Below are 24,534 nucleotides of genomic sequence, written 5' to 3'. Positions count from 1 at the left end.
CCTATCAGCCTAGATATTCAGAGCTAACATCATAAAAAATAAAACGAGAAGTGACGATGAATTTAAGCTTAATTAATGATGAATCAACCGAGTTCGCCGACGCTGTAAAACAAAAAATTGTCGAGTTCAACCAAGTCCAATGGCAGGGGCTTAGCCGTAAAAATCTCGGACTCAAACTACAGGACCCCGAAGGTAAACTGTTAGCAGGGATCAGCGGTAAAACCTTCGGCAATTGGTTGTTAATCGATTATCTGTGGGTCGATGATTCTTTAAGACACCAAAGTATCGGCACGCACTTATTGTTAGCCGCAGAAAGCCAAGCAAAAGAACGCGGCTGCCAATTTGCTCTACTCGATACCTTAGATTTTCAAGCTAAGCCCTTTTATGAGCGCCACGACTATCGCGTGCAGTGGATACAACAAGCCTACCCAGAAACCGGCAGTAAATTTTTTATGGTAAAAGTGTTGTGATGTTTAAGGTCAGCGGTCATAACCGAACCCAATGCTTAGGCTACCATTTCTGATATCTAACTCAGACCGCTTCAATGAACTTGAGCTAATTGCGAGTGGTTAATGATTTGCGCACCTTTTACTCGCAAAGCTACAAACGGAAAAATAAGACATAGGACAGACGTCCTCAGCCAAAGCGATCCAATTGAATTAAAGCTTTAACCTAATCCGGCTTAAACACGCCGATCACAGCGCCGGTGGCTTTTTCAGTGACCTTTTCATCGGTTTGCTGTTCACGGTAGTCACACTCTGTGCATTCAACGGTTTCGATGCCGTTTTCCTTGTAGAGTAAAATGCTGTCTTTGGCGCTGCATTTTGGGCACTTAGCACCGGCTACGAAACGCTTTTTGATTTTAGTGTTTGTCATAATAGATAAAGGACCAGATAGCAGGGCCAAGGGACTCGGCCGAAGAAATTGGCGCTATTTTGCCACACTGATGATTGAATGCCAGTGTTACCTGAAAGTGTGAGGCCTTAGGTCGATGTGATGCGATTCACTGAAGATCGTCCTGAAAAGTCGAATAATTGTCCGAGTTATCGGGTCAGGCTGTGGTTTGATACGGGGTTGTACGCTATTATCTGTGCCCTGACGAATTCACGTTCTAACCAAGTTGTAGTCAATGATCAGCATCAACCAAGCGCAATTAATCCGTGGCAGCAAAACCCTGCTAGATGAGACCTCTCTCACGATTTATCCCGGCCATAAGGTCGGTTTAGTCGGTGCTAACGGCACAGGCAAATCTTCACTGCTCGCATTAATTTTAGGTCACTTAAGCCTAGATAAAGGTGAATTTAGTCTGCCTTCTGGCTGGCAAATTGCCACTGTGGCCCAAGAAACCCCTGCGCTCGACGTCTCGGCACTGGAATATGTGATCGATGGCGATAGCGAATATCGTCAATTAGAAGCCTTATTACACAAGGCCCAAGAAGATAACGACGGCAATGCCATCGCACTCTTACACGGCAAAATCGACGCTATCGGTGGTTATGCGATTCATTCGCGCGCGGGTTCATTGTTAGCGGGTCTGGGCTTTAGTGAAGCCGATCAAAGCAATCCAGTGAAAAGCTTTTCGGGCGGTTGGCGTATGCGCCTCAACTTAGCCCAAGCGCTACTGTGTCGCTCTGACTTATTGCTCCTCGACGAACCGACCAACCACTTAGACTTGGATACCATGTACTGGCTCGAAGGTTGGATTAAGTCCTATCAAGGCACGCTGATTTTAATCAGCCATGATAGGGACTTTATCGATGAAATCGTTGATGAAATCGTCCACGTTGAAAATCAAAAACTCAATTTCTACAAAGGCAATTACAGTGCCTTTGAGCGCATTCGTGCCGAACGTATGTCGCAGCAACAAGTTGCCTTCGAACGCCAACAAAAAGAACGTGCACACATGCAGTCCTTCGTTGACCGTTTCCGTTATAAGGCGAGTAAAGCCAAACAAGCGCAGAGCCGCTTAAAGGCGCTAGAGCGCATGACTGAGTTGTTGCCGTCTCAAGCCGATAGCCCATTTTATATGGAATTTCGTGCTCCAGAAGCCCTACCCAATCCGCTGATTAAGATGGAGCAAGTCGCTATCGGTTATAGCGATAAGCCAATCCTGAGCAAGGTGCATTTAAACTTAGTACCGGGTGCGCGCATTGGTTTACTCGGCCGTAACGGCGCGGGTAAATCGACATTAATTAAGCTGTTATCGGGTCAATTATCGCCAATGACAGGTTTGTATGAACCTAATCCTGGCGTCAATATCGGCTACTTTGCTCAGCATCAAATCGAATTTTTACGCCTCGACGACACGCCGATGCAGCATTTAGTACGTCTTGCACCCAATGCCAGAGAGCAAGAGCTACGCAACTTCTTAGGCGGTTTTGGTTTTAACGGCGATATGGCGCTTTCACCTGTGCGCCCCTTTTCTGGCGGCGAGAAAGCCCGTTTAGTGTTAGCGCTATTAGTTTGGCAACGCCCTAACCTATTGCTGCTCGATGAACCCACCAACCATTTAGACTTAGAGATGCGCCACGCCCTGACAATGGCATTGCAAACCTTTGAAGGCGCTATGGTTGTCGTCTCGCATGATAGGCATTTACTACGATTAACCTGTAGCGATTACTATCTGGTGGATCAAGGTGAAGTACGCGCCTTCGACGGCGACTTAGACGATTATCACCAATGGTTGCTCGATGCGGCGAAAGCCAACTCGAATCAAAACAGCACCAGCGACGAGATCAAACCTGCCGCCGATAAAAAACAGCAAAAACGCCTCGAGGCCGAGATCCGCCAAAAGGTATCGCCGCTCAAGCGCAAACAAACTAAGTTAGAAACCGAGCAACAAAAGCTGAGCGAACGCCTCGCCGAGCTAGAACACTTGCTGGCCGATAGCGAATTGTATGATCAAGATAACAAAGCCAAGCTAACCTCGGTATTAACCGAGCGAACGAGCTTGACGCAAACCTTAGAAGACAGTGAAATGCAATGGCTTGAGTTGCAAGAAGAGATAGATGCAATGGAGCAAGAGGTCATGGAGCAACAATAACTCCAGCGTTCTTTTACATAAAAGTCAGTAGCAGCGGCAATACAAGGAAATAGTATGGCGGTTTTAACCCAGTTCGACAGTCAACTCTGGCAATGGTGTGATATGAGCTATGCGCAAAACAAAGCGCTCTGTCTCGAATTGCAAAATAGCTGTCAGGTGAACGTCAATCTACTGCTACTGGCACAATATTTAGATATCACTATGGATGTGTCTGGGCCGCAGCAATACAGCACGGACCAATGGCAAACGCTGATGAATGCTGTGGGTGAATGGGATGAAAGGTTTCTCATGCCCTACCGCAAATTACGCAAACTGGCTAAGTCCAGCCTGAATGAGCAAGAGTATCAGCAGATGCTCGCCGTTGAGCTGATGATGGAACGTAAAGCGCAACGAACCATCTTGAATAAACTCAATGAACTCAGCCCAAGCGGCCAAGCGACAAATCTCGTGAGCTACTTAAGCCTGTTTGGACTCAGTGACATTGACGCCAACGAAATCGGCTTAATCGCACCCTGATTTAATCCAAATAAATCATTTTAAATCAATAACATAAAAGCCAGAACAAGCTAAATCAAATTAACGCTATGATCATCTGATCCGCTAACAGCTGCGGCCTTGCGGATAGCGTTCACAGTCATCCTTGATCACCAACCAGTTCAGCTGACTCTCAGTATAAATATGGTACTTAGGCTGAACTTGGTTAGCATCGTCCAGACTCGCTATGCTCAAGGTCGAATAATCAAGATATTGAGTATGCCGGTAAGTTAACGATGTACCGCACTTGTCACAAAATCCACGGCGAATAAACTCAGACGATGCAAACTCAGTCACCTGACCTTTAAGCCATCTAACTTGGCTGCTCTTAAAATCCATCCAAGCCCCAAATGCAGAGCCCGTGCTTTTTTGGCACGAACGGCAGTGGCAATAATCCGCATCAAAGGGTTCACCTTCAACCTGATAACGAATCGCCCCGCATAAGCAACCACCTTCCCGTAATATGTTTTCAGACATTCACACCCCATCAAGCTTTATCAAGCTAAGCTGCATTTTGATAAGATAACATCAGGCTTTACCGTCGGTGAGCTTCTGTGCGAGTGCGGTGGCATTTCGTGCCGTGATGCCATAAATCGACAGCTGCGGGTTAGCGCCAAGGCTGGTCGGGAAGATAGAACCATCCATTACAGATAAATTCTCTAAATAGTGCGACTGACCATAACTGTTGACCATAGAAAGCTTTTCATCTTCGCCGAAGGGACAACCGCCCATCACATGGGCCGATGCAACGATAGTGCGCAGTGGCGCGAGTGACATCTGCGCAATTCTCTCTTTGGCGTCTTTCCACGAGGACAAGTAAGGCATGCCATCGCTGATCGGCAACACTTTTAAGGCGCCCGCCGAGAATTGTAACTCCGCCATACTAGCAAAAGCGCGTCTCGCGGCCCGCCAAAAAGCATCGGTCAACGGATAATCTAAAGCAAAGCCCTTATCCGTTAAGTGTACTTCACCGCCTTGACTGTCGGGATGATAGCCATCGCGGATCAAAGCGATAGTTACTTGTAACTGATTGAATTGTGACATTAACTCAGCATGGCTCGTACCATAACCTAAAGTTTTAGAGGCGATTAAAATCGGGTGCACCGGCGGCACTTCGAGTTTATAACCCAGCTCACCATCGGCGCCATTGTTCCACACAAACTCATCGGAATAGATAGATTGCGGCGCACCGCTATGGCCATTGATCGAATCGGCAAATACGCCGCCGGATAACAAAGTAGGATGTAAAAAGGTGCGTTTACCCAAAAGTTGGTGGGGATCGGGCACTTGCGAACGCATCAAAATCGTCGGTGTATGGATAGCACCCGCACTCAAAATATAATGTTTAGCCTTAAATAACAGCTCAACGTCAGTGGGTCGTAAATTCACATCCAACGCCTGCGCCTTTAACGCAAACACTTGGCCATTATGGTGCTCAATCTTAGTCACTTTAGCGCGACTGATCAGCTGCGCACCTTTCTCAAGTGCCGCGGGAATCGTGGTGACTAACATAGATTGCTTCGCATTGACCGGACAACCCATGCCGCAATAGCCAGTATTCCAGCAACCCGCCACATTGCGTTTAATCACTGTGTATTCCCAGCCAAGATTGATACAACCTTGCTTCAGGGCGGCATTATTGCGATTAGGCTCATAATTCCATTCATGAATGTTGAGCCGTTGTTCCATTTGCTCAAACCAAGGATCTAAACTCTCGCGATTAAGCCCAACAACTGATTTATGTTGCGCCCAAAAGGCTAACGCCTCGGTCGGAGTGCGAATAGAAGTGGTCCAGTTAACTGTGGTTGAGCCACCGACTGCGCGGCCTTGAAAAATTCCAATCGCCTTATCGGCGGTTTTCATCGCCGCAGCTTGTTGATACAAGTTGGGGTACGCGACCCGCTCTTCCATATTAAAATCGCTGGAGGATTTTAGCGGTCCCGCCTCAATCATGATCACGCTTAGCCCTGCTTGGGTGAGGATTTCAGCCGCCACACCGCCACCAGCACCTGTGCCGACAATAATCACATCGGCTTCAAACTGCTGGTTTTCTTGCAATTGGCTCGCATCAGTGTGCAACCAACCAGAGTTTAAACCATTCACTATAGGATCTATGATTGCCAACTTGAGTGCTCCACTGTCGCGGGTAAGATGCTTATTATTCGGCGTTTGATTAGGTTAAAAATGGACTCGCTATTTGAACAGTTCAGGCTTGGCATAATGCAGGCGGCTCCAGTGCTCAGGACAAGCGTAGTAACTTGCCATCACTAATTCCCGCAATCCGAGATAAGCCGTTTGTAACAAAGCAAAATAACTGTGGCGCCAGGTTTCTAACATATCAGTTAACTCGGCGGGAGAGCGCATCAATAGCGGCGTCATGCTCGAGGTGAGTACCAGTAAACCAAGACGATTTTCGAGCATATCGAGCAGCTCAAACAATTCGGTCTGCTGCTCATCGGGTAACACAGCAATCGACTGTTTGATGGCATCTAAAGTGCGGTTTTGCGCCGCCAACTTATGGATGGCAACATCAGGCAAGGCGCCGTCGAGCATCACAGGCAAAAGCACGCTAAACAACAAACGATAATCTTTGCCTTCGCTATCCTCGGGCAAACTAAACTCAGGAGAATAGAGATTAACCCCTAAGGCTAACGCCGCCGTACCGGCAAACGCGCCCATTATAAAGGTTCGTCGCTTCATCTCTATCTCCTAATTATCAGCCTAAATGTCGGCCTAAATATCAGCATAAAAAACAATTGTGCTACAATGGCCGCGAGTTTATACCCAAGCGACCTCAAAATACGAATTTCAGCATTTTGAGTTGGTTTGGGTATAAATTAAACACACGTTTTAATTTTCAGCAATAGCCGATACCAAGATAAACATCTATGCCAAATTCCTTTATGCCACCTTGGTGGGCCAAGAGTCCCCATATACAAACGATTTTACCCGTATTCACTAAAGTGGCCAAACCAGCATTACAGCGGCAGCGCTTAGAGTTACCTGATGGCGATTTTATCGATTTAGATTGGCAGGATGTTCCACAGTCTGGCAAACCGATCGTGGTGATCATCCACGGCTTAGAAGGAAGTGCTCAGTCCCATTATGCGCGGCGGATACTGCAAGCCTGTAAAGAACAGCAACTCGCAGCAGTCGTGCACCATCACAGAAGTTGTTCGGGTGAGGCCAATCGCCTCGCCCGCAGTTATCACAGTGGCGATACGGACGATTTACAGTTTAGTCTATCGACACTGAAAAGCGCGTATCCGCAATCGCCCTTATTAGCCGTAGGTTACAGTTTAGGCGGCAATGTGCTGACTAAGTATCAAGGCGAATATCGGGATGATAGTTTATTAGCCCGCGCAGTGGTTGTCTCTGCGCCGCTGCAATTGTCCGCCTGTGCTAAACGCTTGGAAAATGGTTTCTCGAAGGTGTATCAAAGCTATTTAATCAAACAGTTGCAGCAAAAAATCAGCCATAAACTGAATGATCCCGACTTAGCCATCTCTATGCCGCTAAGCCAGTTGCAGGTCGACCGTTTAAATACCTTCTATGATTTTGACGATAAAGTCACAGCGCCATTACACGGCTTTGACGGCGTCGACGATTACTATACGCGTGCCAGTGGCTTACCCTTTGTCAGCCGTATAACTAAACCGACGCTCATCATACATGCTAAGGACGATCCCTTTATGACCGATGAAGTGATCCCCCAATCAAGTCAATTGTCGGGCTATGTGGAATACGAACTGCATCCCTATGGCGGCCATGTCGGCTTTATTGAAGGCGGTACACCTTGGAAACCGCGCTTCTACCTTGAGAGACGGATTTTACATTTTTTATTAGGCGATCAAAGTGTTGACTCACTTAGCGCAGACCCAATCAACGGCGACAATATCACCCAAGGAAACACCGATGCTCATTCCCTATGAAACCCTGTTACAACTCCCCAAGGAAACGCTCGCCAATGTGATCCGCGAATATCTCTTCGGTCAAGTGGAGGATGGCAGCTTTGCCAGTCTCGATGAGCAGGAGCTTGCTCAAGCTATAATCCAATGTCAACAAGCACTTAAGCAAGGCAAGCTGAAATTAGAGTACAGTGAAGACGATGAATCCTTCGCCATACGTTCAGCGGATCAAATAGCACAGCAGCAAGATTGACCAGTCCTACCTCTGTACCGTATAAATAGTACTCGCGTTTTTATCGCTTACCCATAAGCGGCTCTTTTGGTTCCTAGCTAGGTAGAAAAAATGTCAGCAAAACATCCCATTATTGCAGTTACAGGCTCATCAGGCGCGGGAACCACCACCACCACGACTGCCTTTAGCCATATTTTTCGCCAACTCGGGATCAACGCCGCCTTTGTCGAAGGCGACAGTTTTCATCATTTTACCCGCGCCGAAATGGAAGTCATGATCCGCAAATCCCAAGCTGAAAACCGCAATCTTAGCTATTTTGGCCCAGAGGCTAATAACTTTGCTCGTTTAGAGCAATGCTTTCGCGATTACAGCACCACAGGCCAAGGTGAAACCCGCAGCTATTTACACACCTTCGATGAGGCAGTGCCTTTTAACCAGATGCCCGGCACTTTTACTCAATGGCGACCACTACCTGAAAATACCGATATGCTCTACTACGAAGGCTTACATGGCGGCGTAGTTACTGGTGATGCCAATGTCGCCCAGCATGTGGACTTGCTGATCGGCATGGTGCCCATAGTCAACTTAGAGTGGATCCAAAAAATTATCCGCGATACTTCGGAACGTGGCCACAGCCGTGAAAAAGTCATGGGCTCGATTGTGCGCAGTATGGATGATTATATTAAGCACATGACGCCGCAGTTCTCCCGCACTCACATTAACTTTCAACGAGTACCGACGGTCGATACCTCTAACCCATTTAGTGCCAAAGATATTCCGAGCTTAGATGAGAGCTTTGTGGTGATCCGCTTCCGCGGTATCAATAATGTCGACTTCCCCTATTACCTCAATATGATCCAAGGTTCATTTATGTCACGGGTCAACACACTCGTCGTCCCCGGCGGCAAAATGTCGCTGGCGATGGAGCTGATCCTCACGCCTTTGATTAAAGATTTGATGGAAAAACGTCAACAACTTAATACCCCAGAGGCGAACTGAAACCTTGAGGATTTACGGGTAAGTTTGACTAAAGGCTAAGGAAATAAAGTCTTTTTTTGCAATGGATTAAGTTTTATTTAAGCCACTAGCGCTAATCTTGTCGGCATCGGGATTTCAGGCGAAAGAACGATAGTTGGCATACTCTTGGGAGTTAATTCCCCCATCTTGATCTGTTGATTTCCTTGAGTATGTCAGCAACCTTTTTAACGAAACTATAAGTCTTCAGAGTTAATTCCACATCCATACTTGATCTGTTGATTCCCTTGAGTATGTCAGCAACCTTTTAACGTAACTTTAAGTCTTCAGAGTTAATTCCACATCCATACTTGATCTGTTGATTTCCTTGAGTATGTCAGCAACCTTTTATGAAGAATGAATTCCACATCTATGCTTGATCTGTTGATTCCCTCGAATATGTCAGCAACCTTATCTTAAACTCTAAATCTTCAGAGTTAATTCCACATCCATACTTGATCTGTCGATTTCCTTGAGTATGTCAACAACATCTCAGAAAATAGGTTCTAGGCTTTAGATTCTAGGCTCTAGATTCTAGGAAAATAGAACATTCGTAAACTCACTCACAGAACGCTGCGCTCACCGTAAGAGCAAAGCCCGTTGTGTAAATCGTGAGTCACAAAGTGACGTTCTGTAGCAGTTTGCTGCGTGCCGTTATCCGTAGCCGCAACGCGGCGTTCTAGCAGTTGCAAAGCAACGCCTTAGATTCTAGCAGCAGCGTTTTTTGCGGCGCCCTAGCAGGCAAAAGACCGCCCTAGATTTTTATACATCACCATACACTCTAAGGCTATTCCTCTGGGCGAACAGTAAATAGATTCCTCCTCTAACCCCTCACCACCAAAACCACAGTGGCGATAGAAATCCACCGCATTTAAAGTTGACTCCAATCTGAGTTGGGCTATCCCCTGATTAAAAGCCATGGTTTCAATAAATTGTAGCAATACCTTGCCGACACCTAACCCCATAGCATCGGGGGAAACAAACAAGGCTTCTAACTGGGCATAGGGTTCATCCAACATGGCAGTGCCGACCACAGTCTTAAGCTGCAACTCGTCAGAGGACAACTCTGCCACATAAAAATGTGCATCGACGATACGACTAAATTGCTCGGTCAGTTCGCCCTCGGTCCAAATCACCAGATCGCCCGCATCATAAAATCCGGCGCAACCTTTATTGATGGCCGCATTGCGGATATCCCAGCAGGCCTGAGCATCCACTTTCGTTGCTTTTCGTATAGTTATCATCATGTTTTCCAATTAAAAATGCTCAGCCATAACATGCCATGAAGCCGCTAAAACGCCAAGTAAACGAGTGTTCTAATCTTTCAACCAATAAAAAAACCGCCCGTAGGCGGTTTAATCAAAGCTACAGAACCTTAATGGATCTTAGCTAACATATCTGACTTAGTCTTAGCGCTAGACTTAGCCTTTAATCAATTCACTAATAGTCAATACGCCGTGGGTCGTTGCACCCGCGCCCCACATGGCAGAAGCTGAATCTTCAAAAGCACCCGCTAAATCAACGTGTAACCATTTAGCTTCGGGTGACACGAAACGCCATAAGAAACCAGCGGCATTAGAAGCACCACCTGCACCGCCGCCTTTCATTGCGCGGCTGTTTGCGGTGTCAGCATAGGCAGATGGACACATTTCTTTGTGCCAAGGATCCAGCGGCAGCGGCCATACGCGCTCGGCAACGCTAGTGGCTTTTTGCTGGGCCAGTTGCAACACATCCGCCTGTGGCGAGAAAATCGCGTTGTAGTTAGAACCCACCGCCATCACAGCGGCGCCTGTAAGGGTCGCTGCATCGATAATAAAAGGTGCGCCTGTAGCAGAAGCAGCTTGTAGGCCATCGGCCAACACTAAGCGCCCTTCCGCATCTGTGTTCACCACTTCAACTGTTACACCATTTTTGTAGGTCAGAATATCGCCTAACTTATAGGCGCGGCCACTGATCAAGTTTTCGGCACAACATAAGAAGAGTTTAACCCGTTTATTGAGGCCAGACTTGATGGCCAAACCGAGCGCGGCAGTCACAGTCGCCGCGCCGCCCATGTCGCATTTCATGCCTAACATGCCTTCAGAAGCTTTGATGCTGTAGCCGCCAGAATCAAAGGTTATCCCTTTACCCACAAGCGCCACAGACACGGGTGCATCGGCGGCTAATGGGTTAAAGTCTAACTCTAACATTGCCGGTGGACGCTCACTGCCGCGACCGACGGCATGGATACCAATCCACTGTTCTTCAAGCAGCGCTTCGCCTTCGATAATCCGATAACTTACCTTGTCGCCACCAACGTCAGCCAACCATTTTGCTGCTTGTTGGGCAAGCTTCACTGGCGACAGGTTTTCAGGCGTATCGTTGATCAGTTGACGGGCAAAGGTTGCCACATCGAGTCGACGTTGCAATTCTGCTTGCACAGACTCATCACCACACCAATGGATTTGATAACCTGGTTTTGCCGTCGCGAAACCTTGGGCAAACACCCATTGGCTATTGAGATCCCAAAACTGCCCAGCTAATTCCACACAGCTAATACCTTGACTGCGTAGTTTACGGGCCGCCATTTGAATTTGACGTAGCTCATCGCCACCCGCTAAATGAATTTGCGCACCGTCGGCAGTATAAGTCACATCAGCCTTGCCCCAGTGCGCGGCGGGGGCTTCTTTGGTTAATTGTACTTTCATCAATTCAGTTACTTTTAGTTCACTCATTAGGGATCCTTATTTTTCGATTCGTTTTAGAATAATTAATCAGAACAATCAATCAGCAATCAGAACAAACTTTATGGCGGCAGTTTACTGCTAGCAGGCGATGACGCAAAGCGATTGACTGAAGTTACTCAGGTAAAATCTGTAAACATTTGCGAAATTTGCTAGGCTTTGCGACCTAGAACAGCCGAGATAGGTCTACCTATGGAATTTACACCGCCACTACAACAGGGCATTTTACTGCGCCGCTATAAACGTTTTCTGGCCGATGTTCAGTTAAGCGACGGCAGTGAGATCACTCTGCATTGCCCCAATACGGGTTCTATGCGTAATTGCCTGTATCCGGGTGAAACCGTATGGTTTTCTACCTCTGATAACCCTAAACGTAAGTACGCCCATACATGGGAACTGATGACCACGCCAGATGCGGGTTTAATTGGCATCCACTCGGGTCAAGCGAACACCTTAGCCGAAGAAGCCATCAATAAAGGTATCATCAAGGAGCTCACGGGTTATGACAGCCTAAGCCGTGAAGTTAAATATGGTGATGAAAATAGCCGCATTGATATCCTGCTACAGAGTGCTCAAAAACCCGCCTGTTATATAGAAGTCAAAAGTTGTACTTTGCTCGAGGATGGCCAAGGTTATTTTCCTGATGCTGTGAGCCTTCGAGGTCAAAAACATTTACGTGAATTGATGCACATGGTCAGTCAAGGCCACAGAGCCGTATTGCTGTTTGTGGTGCAGCATAGTGAAATATTCAGTGTTGCACCCGCAGCACATATCGATCCTGAATATGCTAAGTTACTGAAAATGGCTGTGTTAGCCGGCGTTGAAGTGCTAGCCTATCGCTGTAAAATCTCCCCTACAGAGATTCACCTAGCCCAAGCCTGCGATGTACGAGTATGATGTTAAGGCTGAGTTAAATTTGATTTCATTTGAATTAGCGAACATAGTCAAAAAATTCAATCAAAGCAGAATGAAAAGTTTGCCTCGATGTGAAGATTCTGCTATAGATAGCGGCCGTTCTTAAGGACGCCCTACAAACGCAAATGATTACAGGAGATGCGTTATGCCTGAAGGCACCAAAAAACTTGGCGTACTCGCTATCGCAGGTGTAAATCCTTACCAGGAAAAGCCGGGTGAGGAGTATATGAACGCTAAGCAACTGGGTCACTTCAAGACAATTCTTGAAGCTTGGCGCAATCAGTTGCGTGAAGAGGTCGACCGTACTCTTAGCCACATGCAGGACGAAGCCGCAAACTTTCCCGATCCTGTTGACCGTGCAGCACAAGAAGAAGAGTTCAGCCTCGAACTTCGTGCTCGCGATAGAGAACGTAAGCTGATCAAAAAAATCGAAAAAACACTGCAAAAAATTGAAGAAGACGATTTCGGCTTCTGTGATTCTTGCGGTATCGAAATCGGCATCCGCCGTCTCGAAGCGCGTCCAACAGCCGATCAATGCATCGACTGTAAAACGCTTGCAGAGATCAAAGAGAAACAAATGGCTGGTTAATCAAGCATACTGGGCGGGGATTTCCCCGCCTATTTGTTTCTAGCAACTCGTAAACTCGACGAGCTTAAGCCAAGCTCACTCCAATTTACCCCGATTCGCTTTTCTCTTAGCATCCCTCTAAAATACATCCACTTTTACCGTCGCGACTTTAAAACGCCATCTAGTTGTTATGTCAAAGCCATTACATTCCGATTTATCCAGCCAGCCCTATGTCGGCCGCTTTGCGCCTTCGCCTTCGGGTGCCTTGCACTTTGGCTCGCTTATCGCCGCCCTTGGCAGCTATCTGCGCGCCCGCTCGCTAAAGGGTAAATGGCTAATTCGCATCGAAGATATAGACCCACCGCGGGAAGTCAAAGGCGCCGCCGATGATATCTTACGCACCTTAGAAGCCTATGGATTTGAGTGGGATGATATGCCTCTGTATCAAAGCCAGCGCACAGCGGCTTATCAATCGCAAATTGACTTGCTGCTCGCCCAAGATAAAGCCTATTTCTGCCAATGTAGTCGCAAGCAAATTCAAGCCATGGGCGGCGTCTACGATGGCCGCTGCCACCGATTGCCACAAACCCAGTCTGCAAATCTTGTTAGGTCGGGTGCGGTGCGAATCGTCAACACGGCGCAAGTGCAAGAATTTGATGACAATCTAATAGGCCATATTTGCGTTGATAGCCATTTTGCCGCAGAGGATTTCATCATCAAACGCAGCGATGGCCTGTACGCCTATCAATTGGCCGTGGTGCTCGACGATGCCTATCAAGGCATCACTGAAGTGGTTCGAGGCTGCGATTTAATCGAAGCCAGTTGTCGCCAACTGAGTTTGTATCAAAGCTTTGGTTTAGCCGCACCGCAATGGCTACACTTGCCACTCGCCTGCTTAAGTAAAGGCTTTAAGCTCTCAAAACAGAATCATGCACAGGCAATTGATACACTTAATCCACAGGCGAGCCTCAATGCGGCACTGGCATTTTTAGGCCAAACACCCGTCGAAACCCGCGGCTCTGTGGCGCAAATGCTCGCTCAAGCCGTGGATCAGTTTCAATTATCCACTATACCGCAACAATCTGAGATACTGATCGAGCCCTGATATACTCATTAGGCCGCATTTGGTATATGATAGCCGCCAGATTTTTAATCAAATAACAGATCATATTTCGAGGTGTCCCATTTTTCGCCGTATCAGCCAATTCTGCAAACAGCTATTTGAAGACGCGCCTAAAACGACCGCTCCGACTCCAGCTCAGATTGAACCAACAACACCTGAACAAAGTTCCGGTGCTTTGAGTTTAGAGTTAGTACCAAGAGATGCCCATACCATCTCGCGCAAACAAATCAGCGAGAATGCCCTTAAGGTATTATACAGACTGAATAAATCTGGCTTTAAAGCCTATTTAGTCGGCGGCGGTGTACGCGATTTACTCTTAGGGATTGAACCGAAAGATTTCGACATAGTGACCAATGCAACACCGGAAGAAATCAAAAAATTATTCCGTAATTGCCGTGTTGTCGGTCGCCGTTTCCGCTTAGCGCACATTGTTTTCGGTCGCGATGTGATTGAAGTCGCCACCTTCCGTGGTCACCATGGCGAAAGCAATGAGAAAGTCTCGAAAGCCAATGCCGAAGGGCGTTTGCTGCGCGATAACGTCTATGGCGAAATCGATGAAGATGCCGAGCGCCGCGACTTTACCGTCAATGCCCTCTATTACGATATCAGCGATTACTCGATTCGCAGCTACGGCGGCGGTATGGCCGATCTCAAAGCTGGCACGCTGAGATTAATCGGCGATCCAGAAACCCGTTACCGTGAAGATCCTGTGCGTATGTTAAGGGCGGTGCGTTTCGCCACTAAACTCAACATGGGTATCGAAACAGTAACAGCAGCGCCGATTAAACAATTAGCGCCGCTGCTAAAAGATATTCCCGCAGCGCGTATGTACGAAGAAGTGTTGAAACTCTTCTTTGCAGGCAAAGCCTTAGCCAACTTCGAACTGATGCAAGAATACAAGCTATTTGCGCCGCTGTTTCCGCAAGTGGCCGCTCTGCTAAAAGATGATCCTAAAGGTACGACCATGAAAATGGTGCAAGCCATCATGAAGAGCACAGATCAAAGAGTTAACGAAGATAAGCCGGTCACACCTTCATTCTTCTATGCTGCGCTTCTCTGGTATCCACTGCGTCAACGCGCCGAAGATATTGCCGTTGAAAGTGGCCTGACGTTATATGATGCCTTCTTTGCCGCCATGGGCGATGTGATGGAGCAACAATGCCAAACCATTAGCATTCCGCGCCGTTTTAGCACGCCGGCAAAAGACATTTGGCAGTTACAGTTACGCTTTGATCGTAGCCAAGGCACCCGCGCCTTTAAACTGATGGAACACCCTAAGTTTAGAGCCGCATACGATTTACTCTTACTCAGGGGCGAAGTCGAAGCGGGTAATGTCGCTAAGAGTGCCGCTTGGTGGCAACAGTTTGTTGAAGCCGATGAAACGGAACGCTTAGCCATTGCGCGTAGCGGCAGTAAATCGCCAAATCGCAACCGTAATGCAACCCAGCGTCGTCGCCGTCCTCGTGCACCGAATGCCGATGGTTCAGCGCCGACGAGCGCACCTAAAGCGAGTGGCACACCTAAAGTTAAAACGGCTGAATAATGCCCCGCGTCTACGTCGCATTAGGCGCAAATCTTGAAGATCCCAAGGCTCAATTGGACAATGCCGTGACGGCATTGTCCGCCTTAGCCTTAGGCAATAGTCTCGTCGTTTCTCCCTATTACCATTCGATGCCTATGGGCGATGTCGTGCAACCCGATTATGTAAATGCGGTGGCGAGTTTCGATACTGATCTTGCGCCATTAGCTTTACTCGATGCACTGCAGCATATTGAAAACACCCAAGGACGAATCCGCCTAGAACGTTGGGGGCCTAGAACCTTAGATCTCGATTTACTCTTGTATGATAATGAGAACATTGACATTCCTAGACTCAAAGTGCCCCACTACGGCATGAAAACGCGCAGCTTTGTGCTCGTGCCTTTAGCCGCAATTGCACCGGATCTGATTCTGCCGTGCAACACTGCCATCGACAGTCTTATCGATACAAAAATGTTGGCCGAGTTACAACAACTGGGCATTGATCATTGAAGTCCGTCCTCAGTTAGCTTATAACACCACTTCTATTTGGTTTGAAGATCATCCATATGTCTAAAATTACTAGCTCAACCCTGTTGAAATACAAACAGGAAGGTAGAAAATTCACGGCACTGACAGCCTATGATGCCAGTTTTGCCAGCGCGTTCGATAGCGAAGGTGTCGATGTGCTGCTGGTCGGCGATTCTTTGGGAATGGTTCTCCAAGGCCATGACGATACCCTGCCCGTCACTACTGCAGAAATCGCTTACCATACTCGCTGTGTTCGTCGCGGTATCGAACATGCCCTGCTGATCGCCGATATGCCCTTTATGAGTTACGCCACGCCAGAACAAGCTATGGTCAACGCCACTGAGTTAATGCAAGCTGGCGCGAACATGGTCAAAGTCGAAGGCGGCCACTGGTTACTCGAAACCGTCACTAAGCTCACCGAACGCGGTATTCCTGTATGTGCCCACTTAGGCTTAACGCCTCAGTCGGTTCATGTGTTTGGTGGTTTTAAAGTGCAAGGCCGCGATGCCGAAAATGCCCAGCGCATCCTCGACGAAGCTAAGGCTTTAGAAGCCGCGGGGGCTCAACTACTCGTAGTGGAATGTATCCCTGCGCCTCTCGCTGCGGCGATCACTCAAGCCTTAACGATTCCTGTCATTGGAATTGGCGCAGGCGCATCGACCGACGGTCAAATCTTGGTGATGCATGATGTGTTAGGTATTTCAAGTGGTTACATTCCACGTTTCTCGAAAAACTACCTAAAACAAACCGGTGAAATTCGTTCTGCGGTACGTGCTTATATCGACGAAGTTGCCCAAGGAACTTTTCCTGGCGAAGAACACACTTTTAACAAATAACAGATTTATGCAAGGTAAGGCTCAATGATCACTAGCGCCCATATTGATGATATTCGCACTCAAGTGCGTGCATGGCGTGCCAAGGGCGAAACTGTCGCCTTTGTGCCGACCATGGGCAATCTCCATCGCGGACACATCACCTTAGTGAAAGAAGCGGCTAAACGTTGTGATCATGTGGTGGTATCGATTTTCGTCAATCCAATGCAATTTGGCCAGAACGAAGATCTCGATGCCTACCCACGCACACTTGCCGCCGACAGTGAAGCCCTCACCGCCGCTGGCGCTGAGTTGCTGTTTACCCCAACACCAGCCGTGATGTATCCCAAGGGCTTAGCGCAACAAACCTATGTTGAAGTGCCAGGTATTTCAGATCTGCTCTGCGGCGCTAGCCGTCCGGGACATTTTCGAGGCGTTGCGACAATCGTCTGTAAACTATTCAACATAGTACAGCCCGATGTGGCACTCTTTGGCAATAAAGACTATCAACAGCTATTAGTCATTGAAACTATGGTTGAAGACTTGTCATTACCGATTGAGATTATCGGTGTTGATACCATACGTGAGGACTCAGGTTTAGCCATGAGTTCGCGCAATGGTTATCTCACCACCGCAGAAAAAGCCGCGGCACCAGCGTTAAAACAGGCAATAGATGCTATGGCTGCAGGGATCAAACAAGGTCAGAGTGTTGATGCTGTCACCGAGCAAGCGAAAATCAGTTTAGTGGCGGCGGGCTTTACGCCGGATTATCTGGAAATTCGTCATGCCCACACGCTTGAGAAAGCGCAGAGCCAAGACCAAACCTTAGTCATTTTGGCCGCCGCCTATATAGGTAAAGCGCGACTGATCGACAACTTAAGGTTCGATCGCTAATCTCTTAAGCGTTATCAATAAATAAAAAGGAGCAGTCGCTCCTTTTTATTTACCCAATGATCGACCAGAAGCTATTTTCTTCTTTAGAATCAATCTCAGCGCCAAAAATTTGAAGCGTCAAAAAACTGGTTTTATCCCTAAATTTACGCCATAGTATGATGCAGATGTTAATTTAAGGTAAATGATTAGCGGCAGACATTGACGAGTGAATTTGACCTTATAATGATGTATGGCTAATCCTTTAATTTATTGGGCTTAACAGCCGGTTAAGCCTAATAAAAACAGTTATAAAGGCATAATAATATAAACGTCATAATCACTATTTATCATGCTTAATCAAACAATTAAATCATAATAGCTATGCAAGTGTACAAAGGATTTGTGGCCTCATGGCAAGACTGATACTCACCCTAATTTGTGTTATTTTGCCCACTGCAATACAGGCAAATACCATTTATAAATGCCGTAAAGATGACAAAATTGTCTTTAGCCAAACCGCTTGTCCGCAAGAATTTAGCCAACATAAAATCGAATACCAGTTAGGGATAACGACTGAAGTAGACTCTGATAAAAGGGACATTCCTGTCGATCCTTTACACACTCTACTGAATAGCCGAACCATTTCTAAAGAAAAATTATTGCAGTTACTCGACGGCGAGATATATCGTCTTAAGCAGGAAAATAGCTATTTTGAAATTCTGCGCGCCAGTGAATTACAGAAATTAGAACGTAAGCGTTATTGGCAAAATAAAGAGAAAACCGATCCTGAATACATTAACGAAATGGACGATATCAATACTCGCTTCAATGCGTTAACTGTGAGTAATAACAGTGCGATGCAACAACTGGAAGACCGTAAAAGCCAAATCAGTACCGAAGCATTCCATGAAGAGTTAAAAGAACCAGAAAAGCACTGATCTCGCATAAAACAGTAGTATTAATCTTTTCTCTACCCCATTAAGGAATTCAATCATAATAATGGTTAATTTTCCGCTCTCAGTAATGTCCCTTTGTTTAACCTAGAATTCATTACTGCAAGGACAAGAAGCCTCTTGTTGCACACAGGGTAAATGACATAGGTTGCTACAGTTAATTAAACTCCTCAGCAGTTTCTCGCTGGCACAAACGCATACTTTTTTATCAAGAAAATGCAAACGCGATAGTCGATGTATTTCCCTTCACTTGTTATTGCATTGTTTAAAAATCAAATACTCTCTTCACAACAAATACGACTTAACTACTAGGACAACTAGACTAGACCCCTTAAATAAAAACACGTCAATAAACATATAAAATCTATTTAATCAATACGATATAAATACAGCTATCATTTACCTTCCGTTAATCCTTTCTAGAATAAATACCCGTTTGGCCAATTGCGACATATTAACGGGACTCGTATCTTCAGGTCTGAATTTGGGATGCAAGTTGCTTTAAGCAGCCCAAGATATTTGATGCAAGGAGTCACCCGTGCCAAATACCTCTATACGCTTTTTGGTGCCGCTGATCTTGCTCTGTAGTTGTATGACTTCAGCACAAGAGCTGAATGTCAACGAGTTACCCGTAACCCTTCAGGCATTACTGGAACGTTCCGGTCGCGATAACCTTATCGAGCTGGTTCAACAAGGCACTGCCAACCAAGGATTACTGTTCCAGTCTGGCAGCGATAACAAGGCCGATGTAACACAAGTGGGCAATGATAACGATGCGCTAATCACACAGATTGGTTCAAACAATGAAGTCCAACTACTGCAAGTCGGCAGTCAAAATACGGCTTCAGTGACACAAATTGGCAATGACAATCTCGTGCAACTGAACCAACTAGGAAGCGGCAACTTTTCGATTCAACAGATTGCGGATGGTGCTGCAATCTCAATAACTCAATATTAAACAGGGAGCGTCACATGAAATCACAAGCTAAAAAATCACTTATTGCTTTGGCCATTGCAACAGGTTTAAGCGGTCAAGCTTTTGCTGCCAGTACAGTGAGCGAAATTAGCGTAGTACAGTCAGGCCAAGCCCAAGACACTTTAGTCTCACAAACGGGTGGCCTTAACGCTGCTGCGGTTGTGCAAACAGGTACAGATCAAACCGCAACTGTCATCCAAGACGGTGTGTGGCATGAAGCGGCTATTAATTCAACGGGTGATGATAACAAGGTCCAAATAACGCAACAAGTTGACTGGCATGTGGCAAGTGCAAATGTTGTAGGTGACAACAACAATGTAAATGTGTCGCAAGATGGTTTCTTTAACCAAAGCAGTAGCGATGTTACTGGCAACGATAACACGGTATTCGTTAACCAATTAGGCGAAGTCAACGAAAGCCAAGTTGAAATCTCTGGCGCTGAAAACAGCGTGTTTGTTGAGCAAGAAGGCGACGCAAACTTTGCAGTTTTTCGCGTTGAAGGCAGCAACAACGACGGTAAAATCACACAAATCGGTGACAACAACCAAGCAGGTTTAATCGCTCTCGACTTAACCGCTAACGTGGGTAACAACAACGACGTTTCTGTTAATCAAGCGGGTAACAATAACTTTGGCGCAGCGAAAGGTATTGCAGGTAATGACAACACAGTAGACATGGTCCAAAAAGGTGATAACCATGTTGGCTTCGTTTACGCACTGGCCGGCAGCGACAACGATATTTCAATGGATCAAAAAGGTAACGGCAACACGGCTTATCTTGCGATGACTACGGGTGATGACAACAGTGTCGATATTACCCAAAATGGCAGCGGCAACACTATCGGTGATACTTTAGTGGCAGATATCCAAGGTGATGATAACGATATTACTATCACTCAAAAAGGCGATGTCAACGGTGCGGAGTTCCAAGTATGGGGCGATAGCAACGATGTTGACTTGAAACAAAAAGGCGATGCGAACTTCGCGACCTTTGGTGCATACGGCACAGATAACGACTTCGATTTATCTTCTAAAGGCGATAACAATGAAATCATTGCCTTCGCTGATGGTGAAGATAACAGTATTGAAGTTAGCCAAGAAGGCGATGAGAACTTTGCTTATGTAGATGCCGTGGGTAGCGATAACGAAGTTGATGTTGAGCAAGATGGCGCTGAGAACGAAACATTGATTTCTGTTGCTGGCAACAACAATGCCGATGTCAGCGCACTTCAAAGTGGCGATCTTAACGTTATTGACCTGATTATTGAAGGTGATGAAAACACCGCGCAAATTACTCAATCAGGTAACGGTAACTGGGTAGGCGGCGATAGCGACACTTCATTTGCTTCAAATTCATTTGGCGTTAGCGGTGACAATAACAGCCTGTCAATCACTCAAACGGGTAATGACAACTTAGTGTTAGGTTCTCAAGCGGGCACTAACAACAGCATCAACGTGAACCAATCAGGCAATATGAACGTTGCCACTGTAGTGCAATACTAGTCAATACTGTTAAACCACCACAGCTAAACTCTTTGGTGGTTTATAAAAAGGGTGTTAAACAAAAAGCGGGAATGTTTAAATAAACATTCCCGCTTTTCTATGTTGATATGCAAGTAATCATTAACATTAACCACTCAAAGCGAAAAGCTAACGACCAATATCTTTAACTGACTAACTGCACAGCTCAAAGTGAGTTTGATAGGTTTGCGCCCAACGTAAAAGCTCAACCCGATTACGAGACTGTGTCTTGCGGAAAATAGAAGAAATATGTGCCTTCACTGTATGTTCGCTGATACATAACCTATGAGCGATTTCTTTATTTCTCGCACCACTCGATACGAATTGAATGATAGTGCGTTCACGGGATGTCAGCATCTGTAGCATAGCCACAGTATCAGAGGGCATTTCATTATTACCTTCTAACTTTTGTACGACACGGCGGAACATTTTGCTTAGCAAAGTTCTATCGTACCAAAGTTCCTCTGCCACCATTTTACGTAAACCCGTTAACATCAGATCCATACGTTGATCGGCAAATAAAATGCCTCGAATGCCGAGTAACATTGCAGATTCTTGGTCTAAGGAGTCTCGCTCAACTTGATACAGCGCCACAGGAAAATGTGACACTAATCGCGAAGCTAACAGAGGTATCCCTTTGTTATCTAATGCTGAACCTTTTTGTGTGATCAGATAAAAACTACGGCGACTCTTGTCTAAATCCAGTTCAGCCGCATGCTTTACTATACGCGTTTTCAAACCTATGGATTCAGCGAGTAACGCTAAATGACATGGCGCGGCCATTTGGTGTAAAAAAACCAATTCATTAATTGTGCTCAATGACTCTCCTCCCTGAAAAGTATTCTCTATTGCAAAATGGTATGTTTGACTCGTCTTTTTAGTTAGATTTTTCAACATTCCATTAACCTAGTTAATTCTGACTAGTTAACGATTGAAAAACATCACCCAAATGTACTATTCCCTGTTTAATGCTAGTAGGTTCGACTAACTCACCACAATAAAATGGAATAACAGTCAAAAATACCGTTTTACTTGGCCAACGCCCAGCACCTAATACTTTCCAACTATGACGTTATCAACCCAAAGTTGCAACACAAAGAAAACACAATAACAACACTAAAGTATGACAACTCAATGTCATCACACTCACACCATACATTTCAGGGAAGAAAGTCTTACAACTCAAACAGAGAGCATCACCCACTTTTAGCCGCTAAATCCTCTGCTTGAGTCTCGCGATTTGTTTATCTTGAAAACGAGACAGTAAAGCTAACGCGACAATTGCGCCAATGAGGGCAAGAAACATGTCGGATTGGGTATCCCATACATAGCCTTGAGTACCTAAAAAGGCTTCAGCCCCTTCGCCAGTCGCCACGGCAACCCACCATTCGATCAGTTCATAAAACGCCGAAAAAGCGAGCACAAAACAAGTGGCAAGAAACGCACACCAAGCCCCAGGTTTGACAGCTTGATTACGCAACATAATTTCACGGGCGAGCATGGCTGGGATAAAACCTTGCGCAAAATGACCCACTTTATCGTAATTATTACGTTCTGAACCCATCCAATCGGCAATCGTGTCGAATAACGGCACTTCAGCGTAAGTATAATGAGCACCTACAAACAACACACAGCAGTGTATTAAGACGAGAAAATACACTAGAGGTGTTAGTGGAAAACGTTTGCGAGTAAGGAATAAAATCGGTACAGCAATCAATGCAGGTAAGGCTTCGAGCCACCATGTGAAAGGATCTGCGGGTTTTATCGCCGACCACACCAAAACTGAGAGGTAAATACCGCACCATGCGATTTTGTTATTCAATGTTTCTTCCTCTTATGCGATATTGTTCTAAATTTAGAATATTAACTTTAGCCATCTAGCCCTCCACACTGAGCAAAAAAAGTGCTACTTTGGTGGGTGAAGGTTGTGAGCATATCATAAGAAACATTTCTATTAATTAGAGGGTACCCATATCATGGCGAAACATTCGCTGGACAAGGATAAGATCAAGATCCTGCTGTTGGAAGGCGTCCACCAATCTGCGGTCGATGTATTTGAACGTGCGGGATACACCAATATCGAATACCACAAAGCTTCCTTAAGCGATGAAGCCTTACTTGAGTCCATTAAAGATGCGCATTTTGTGGGACTTCGTTCGCGTACCCAATTAACTGCTGAGGTGCTGAAACGTGCCGAGAAGTTAATCGCGATTGGATGTTTCTGTATTGGAACCAACCAAGTTGACCTTGCCACCGCCGAATCCCTTGGTATCCCAGTATTTAACGCACCCTTCTCAAACACGCGCAGTGTTGCAGAACTCGTGATTGGCGAAATCATTATGTTGATGCGGGGTATCCCTGAACGCAACGCTATCGCTCACCGTGGCGGCTGGATGAAAACCGCAGCGGGCAGCTATGAAGTGCGTGGTAAAACCTTAGGTGTGATTGGTTACGGCCATATTGGTACTCAGCTTGGCATTCTGGCGGAAACCTTAGGTATGCGCGTCGTGTTCTTCGATATCGAAGACAAACTGCCACTAGGTAACGCACAACAAGTCCATTCGTTGGAACTCCTATTAGCACAAGCTGATGTAGTAAGCTTACATGTCCCTGAAACTCCACAAACAAAAGACATGATAGGCGCTGCCGAGTTTGCAGCAATGAAAAAGGGCAGCATCTTTATCAACGCATCACGCGGTACTGTAGTCGATATTGAAGCTTTAACCGTTGCGTTAAAAGAACGTCACCTCGCAGGTGCCGCAATCGATGTATTCCCCGTTGAACCACAATCGAATGACGATGAATTTATCAGTCCTCTACGCGGTTTAGACAATGTTCTCCTCACGCCGCACGTCGGCGGTAGCACGGCCGAAGCCCAAGAAAACATTGGTATTGAAGTCGCGGGTAAGCTCGCTAAATACTCAGACAACGGCTCAACCGTTTCTGCGGTTAACTTCCCTGAAGTGTCATTACCAACGCATAAAGGCACCTCGCGCTTGCTGCATATTCACCAAAACCGTCCGGGCGTGTTGATCAAGATCAACCAAGCCTTCTCGGAAAAAGGCATCAACATCGCCGCCCAATATTTGCAGACCACCGCAGAAATTGGTTATGTCGTGATGGAAGTCGACACAACTCAAGCGGAAGAAGCCTTAGTTGAACTCAAAGCCATTGAAGGTACATTGCGTACCCGCGTGCTGTTTTAAACTTTAAACTCCACTCGCTTTAAGCCTATCGACTAAAGCACACATAATAAGGCGCACAGATCATTCACAGATATGTGCGCCTTAT

The 24,534-nt window shown here is 46.3% G+C and carries 26 protein-coding genes; 17 read left to right on the top strand and 9 right to left on the bottom strand.

The features are described 5' to 3' along the window. The first annotated feature begins 56 nt into the window (after positions 1-56). Entirely contained in the window at positions 57-470 is a 414-nt protein-coding gene (locus HUB64_RS14765; RefSeq protein ID WP_173246693.1) for a GNAT family N-acetyltransferase, read from the top strand. A gap of 202 nt (positions 471-672) precedes the next feature. Here HUB64_RS14765 and HUB64_RS14760 read toward each other — a convergent pair whose 3' ends face one another. Continuing rightward, positions 673-876, bottom strand: coding sequence for a YheV family putative zinc ribbon protein (locus tag HUB64_RS14760; protein ID WP_012088350.1), 204 nt, complete (start codon positions 874-876; stop codon positions 673-675). A gap of 253 nt (positions 877-1,129) precedes the next feature. Here HUB64_RS14760 and HUB64_RS14755 point away from each other — a divergent pair, with 253 nt between their 5' ends. Together HUB64_RS14755 and HUB64_RS14750 are read left to right on the top strand one after the other, a co-directional pair. Next, entirely contained in the window at positions 1,130-3,043 is a 1,914-nt protein-coding gene (locus HUB64_RS14755; RefSeq protein ID WP_006082953.1) for an ABC transporter ATP-binding protein, read from the top strand. 54 nt (positions 3,044-3,097) lie between these two features. Next, entirely contained in the window at positions 3,098-3,559 is a 462-nt protein-coding gene (locus HUB64_RS14750; RefSeq protein WP_113939753.1) for a TIGR02444 family protein, read from the top strand. An 84-nt stretch (positions 3,560-3,643) separates the two neighbouring features. Here the strand turns inward: HUB64_RS14750 and HUB64_RS14745 are convergent, their stop codons facing one another. The 3 genes from HUB64_RS14745 to HUB64_RS14735 all read right to left on the bottom strand — a co-directional run bounded on the left by HUB64_RS14745 (position 3,644) and on the right by HUB64_RS14735 (position 6,277). Further along, positions 3,644-4,054, bottom strand: a complete 411-nt coding sequence (locus HUB64_RS14745) for a GFA family protein (protein ID WP_173497287.1) — start codon at positions 4,052-4,054, stop codon at positions 3,644-3,646. A gap of 51 nt (positions 4,055-4,105) precedes the next feature. Continuing rightward, on the bottom strand, positions 4,106-5,701 hold the full coding sequence (locus tag HUB64_RS14740) for a GMC family oxidoreductase (protein WP_173497286.1): 1,596 nt from the start codon (positions 5,699-5,701) through the stop codon (positions 4,106-4,108). A gap of 69 nt (positions 5,702-5,770) precedes the next feature. Beyond that, positions 5,771-6,277: a TAT leader-containing periplasmic protein gene (locus HUB64_RS14735; RefSeq protein ID WP_105251529.1), complete on the bottom strand. Its 507-nt coding sequence runs from the start codon at positions 6,275-6,277 to the stop codon at positions 5,771-5,773. Between the two features lie 188 nt (positions 6,278-6,465). On the opposite strand from HUB64_RS14735, the gene HUB64_RS14730 reads away from it, so the two are divergent. The 3 genes from HUB64_RS14730 to HUB64_RS14720 all read left to right on the top strand — a co-directional run bounded on the left by HUB64_RS14730 (position 6,466) and on the right by HUB64_RS14720 (position 8,716). Then, the gene (locus HUB64_RS14730) at positions 6,466-7,509 is read left to right on the top strand and encodes a hydrolase (protein ID WP_173497285.1); all 1,044 of its coding nucleotides are present in this window, start codon (positions 6,466-6,468) and stop codon (positions 7,507-7,509) included. Then, positions 7,493-7,738 (top strand): YheU family protein, encoded by a 246-nt coding sequence (locus HUB64_RS14725; protein WP_173497284.1) that lies wholly within the window; start codon positions 7,493-7,495, stop codon positions 7,736-7,738. The genes HUB64_RS14730 and HUB64_RS14725 overlap by 17 nt, the downstream gene beginning before the upstream one ends. Before the next feature lie 90 nt (positions 7,739-7,828). After that, positions 7,829-8,716 (top strand): phosphoribulokinase, encoded by an 888-nt coding sequence (locus HUB64_RS14720; protein ID WP_011847692.1) that lies wholly within the window; start codon positions 7,829-7,831, stop codon positions 8,714-8,716. Positions 8,717-9,294: 578 nt separating this feature from the next. Here the strand turns inward: HUB64_RS14720 and HUB64_RS23325 are convergent. The 3 genes from HUB64_RS23325 to pepB all read right to left on the bottom strand — a co-directional run bounded on the left by HUB64_RS23325 (position 9,295) and on the right by pepB (position 11,445). Next, entirely contained in the window at positions 9,295-9,423 is a 129-nt protein-coding gene (locus HUB64_RS23325) for a hypothetical protein (protein WP_276572369.1), read from the bottom strand. A 42-nt stretch (positions 9,424-9,465) separates the two neighbouring features. Further along, positions 9,466-9,975 (bottom strand): GNAT family N-acetyltransferase, encoded by a 510-nt coding sequence (locus HUB64_RS14715; protein ID WP_173497283.1) that lies wholly within the window; start codon positions 9,973-9,975, stop codon positions 9,466-9,468. 177 nt (positions 9,976-10,152) lie between these two features. Further along, on the bottom strand, positions 10,153-11,445 hold the full coding sequence (gene pepB, locus HUB64_RS14710; protein ID WP_173246710.1) for an aminopeptidase PepB: 1,293 nt from the start codon (positions 11,443-11,445) through the stop codon (positions 10,153-10,155). A gap of 201 nt (positions 11,446-11,646) precedes the next feature. On the opposite strand from pepB, the gene sfsA reads away from it, so the two are divergent. The 10 genes from sfsA (at position 11,647) to HUB64_RS14660 (ending at position 21,225) form a co-directional block, all read left to right on the top strand. Further along, positions 11,647-12,351 carry a DNA/RNA nuclease SfsA gene (gene sfsA / locus HUB64_RS14705; RefSeq protein ID WP_173497282.1) on the top strand — a complete coding sequence of 235 codons (705 nt, stop codon included), beginning with the start codon at positions 11,647-11,649 and terminating at the stop codon, positions 12,349-12,351. A gap of 163 nt (positions 12,352-12,514) precedes the next feature. Continuing rightward, positions 12,515-12,958 (top strand): RNA polymerase-binding protein DksA, encoded by a 444-nt coding sequence (gene dksA / locus HUB64_RS14700; RefSeq protein WP_006082967.1) that lies wholly within the window; start codon positions 12,515-12,517, stop codon positions 12,956-12,958. 169 nt (positions 12,959-13,127) lie between these two features. Further along, positions 13,128-14,042 (top strand): tRNA glutamyl-Q(34) synthetase GluQRS, encoded by a 915-nt coding sequence (gene gluQRS, locus HUB64_RS14695; RefSeq protein ID WP_173497281.1) that lies wholly within the window; start codon positions 13,128-13,130, stop codon positions 14,040-14,042. A 19-nt stretch (positions 14,043-14,061) separates the two neighbouring features. Continuing rightward, positions 14,062-15,603, top strand: a complete 1,542-nt coding sequence (locus HUB64_RS14690; protein WP_173497280.1) for a polynucleotide adenylyltransferase PcnB — start codon at positions 14,062-14,064, stop codon at positions 15,601-15,603. Then, positions 15,603-16,091 carry a 2-amino-4-hydroxy-6-hydroxymethyldihydropteridine diphosphokinase gene (folK, locus tag HUB64_RS14685; RefSeq protein WP_173497279.1) on the top strand — a complete coding sequence of 163 codons (489 nt, stop codon included), beginning with the start codon at positions 15,603-15,605 and terminating at the stop codon, positions 16,089-16,091. Before HUB64_RS14690 ends, folK begins: the two co-directional genes overlap by 1 nt. Positions 16,092-16,147: 56 nt before the next feature. Next, positions 16,148-16,945: a 3-methyl-2-oxobutanoate hydroxymethyltransferase gene (gene panB, locus HUB64_RS14680; RefSeq protein WP_173497278.1), complete on the top strand. Its 798-nt coding sequence runs from the start codon at positions 16,148-16,150 to the stop codon at positions 16,943-16,945. Between the two features lie 24 nt (positions 16,946-16,969). Beyond that, positions 16,970-17,815 carry a pantoate--beta-alanine ligase gene (gene panC / locus HUB64_RS14675; protein WP_173497277.1) on the top strand — a complete coding sequence of 282 codons (846 nt, stop codon included), beginning with the start codon at positions 16,970-16,972 and terminating at the stop codon, positions 17,813-17,815. A 389-nt stretch (positions 17,816-18,204) separates the two neighbouring features. After that, positions 18,205-18,732 (top strand): DUF4124 domain-containing protein, encoded by a 528-nt coding sequence (locus HUB64_RS14670; protein WP_131525367.1) that lies wholly within the window; start codon positions 18,205-18,207, stop codon positions 18,730-18,732. 553 nt (positions 18,733-19,285) lie between these two features. Next, positions 19,286-19,705: a curlin gene (locus HUB64_RS14665; RefSeq protein WP_105251518.1), complete on the top strand. Its 420-nt coding sequence runs from the start codon at positions 19,286-19,288 to the stop codon at positions 19,703-19,705. A 14-nt stretch (positions 19,706-19,719) separates the two neighbouring features. Then, positions 19,720-21,225: a curlin gene (locus tag HUB64_RS14660; RefSeq protein WP_173497276.1), complete on the top strand. Its 1,506-nt coding sequence runs from the start codon at positions 19,720-19,722 to the stop codon at positions 21,223-21,225. 171 nt (positions 21,226-21,396) lie between these two features. On the opposite strand, the gene HUB64_RS14655 is transcribed toward HUB64_RS14660, so the two are convergent. Both HUB64_RS14655 and HUB64_RS14650 read right to left on the bottom strand, forming a co-directional pair. Continuing rightward, positions 21,397-22,062, bottom strand: coding sequence for a LuxR C-terminal-related transcriptional regulator (locus HUB64_RS14655; protein WP_014611267.1), 666 nt, complete (start codon positions 22,060-22,062; stop codon positions 21,397-21,399). 394 nt (positions 22,063-22,456) lie between these two features. Continuing rightward, a complete protein-coding gene (locus HUB64_RS14650) occupies positions 22,457-23,065 on the bottom strand; it encodes a DUF2238 domain-containing protein (RefSeq protein ID WP_173497275.1) in 609 nt (202 codons plus the stop codon). A 154-nt stretch (positions 23,066-23,219) separates the two neighbouring features. Here HUB64_RS14650 and serA point away from each other — a divergent pair, with 154 nt between their 5' ends. Then, positions 23,220-24,449, top strand: a complete 1,230-nt coding sequence (gene serA, locus HUB64_RS14645) for a phosphoglycerate dehydrogenase (protein WP_105251515.1) — start codon at positions 23,220-23,222, stop codon at positions 24,447-24,449. Positions 24,450-24,534 lie beyond the last annotated feature (85 nt).

Origin of the sequence: Shewanella sp. ISTPL2 (assembly GCF_013283205.1) — a bacterium.
Classification (GTDB): Bacteria; Pseudomonadota; Gammaproteobacteria; order Enterobacterales; family Shewanellaceae; genus Shewanella; species Shewanella oncorhynchi.
Note: the sequence above shows the minus strand (reverse complement) of the source record. Positions and strands in the feature narration are given on the sequence as shown.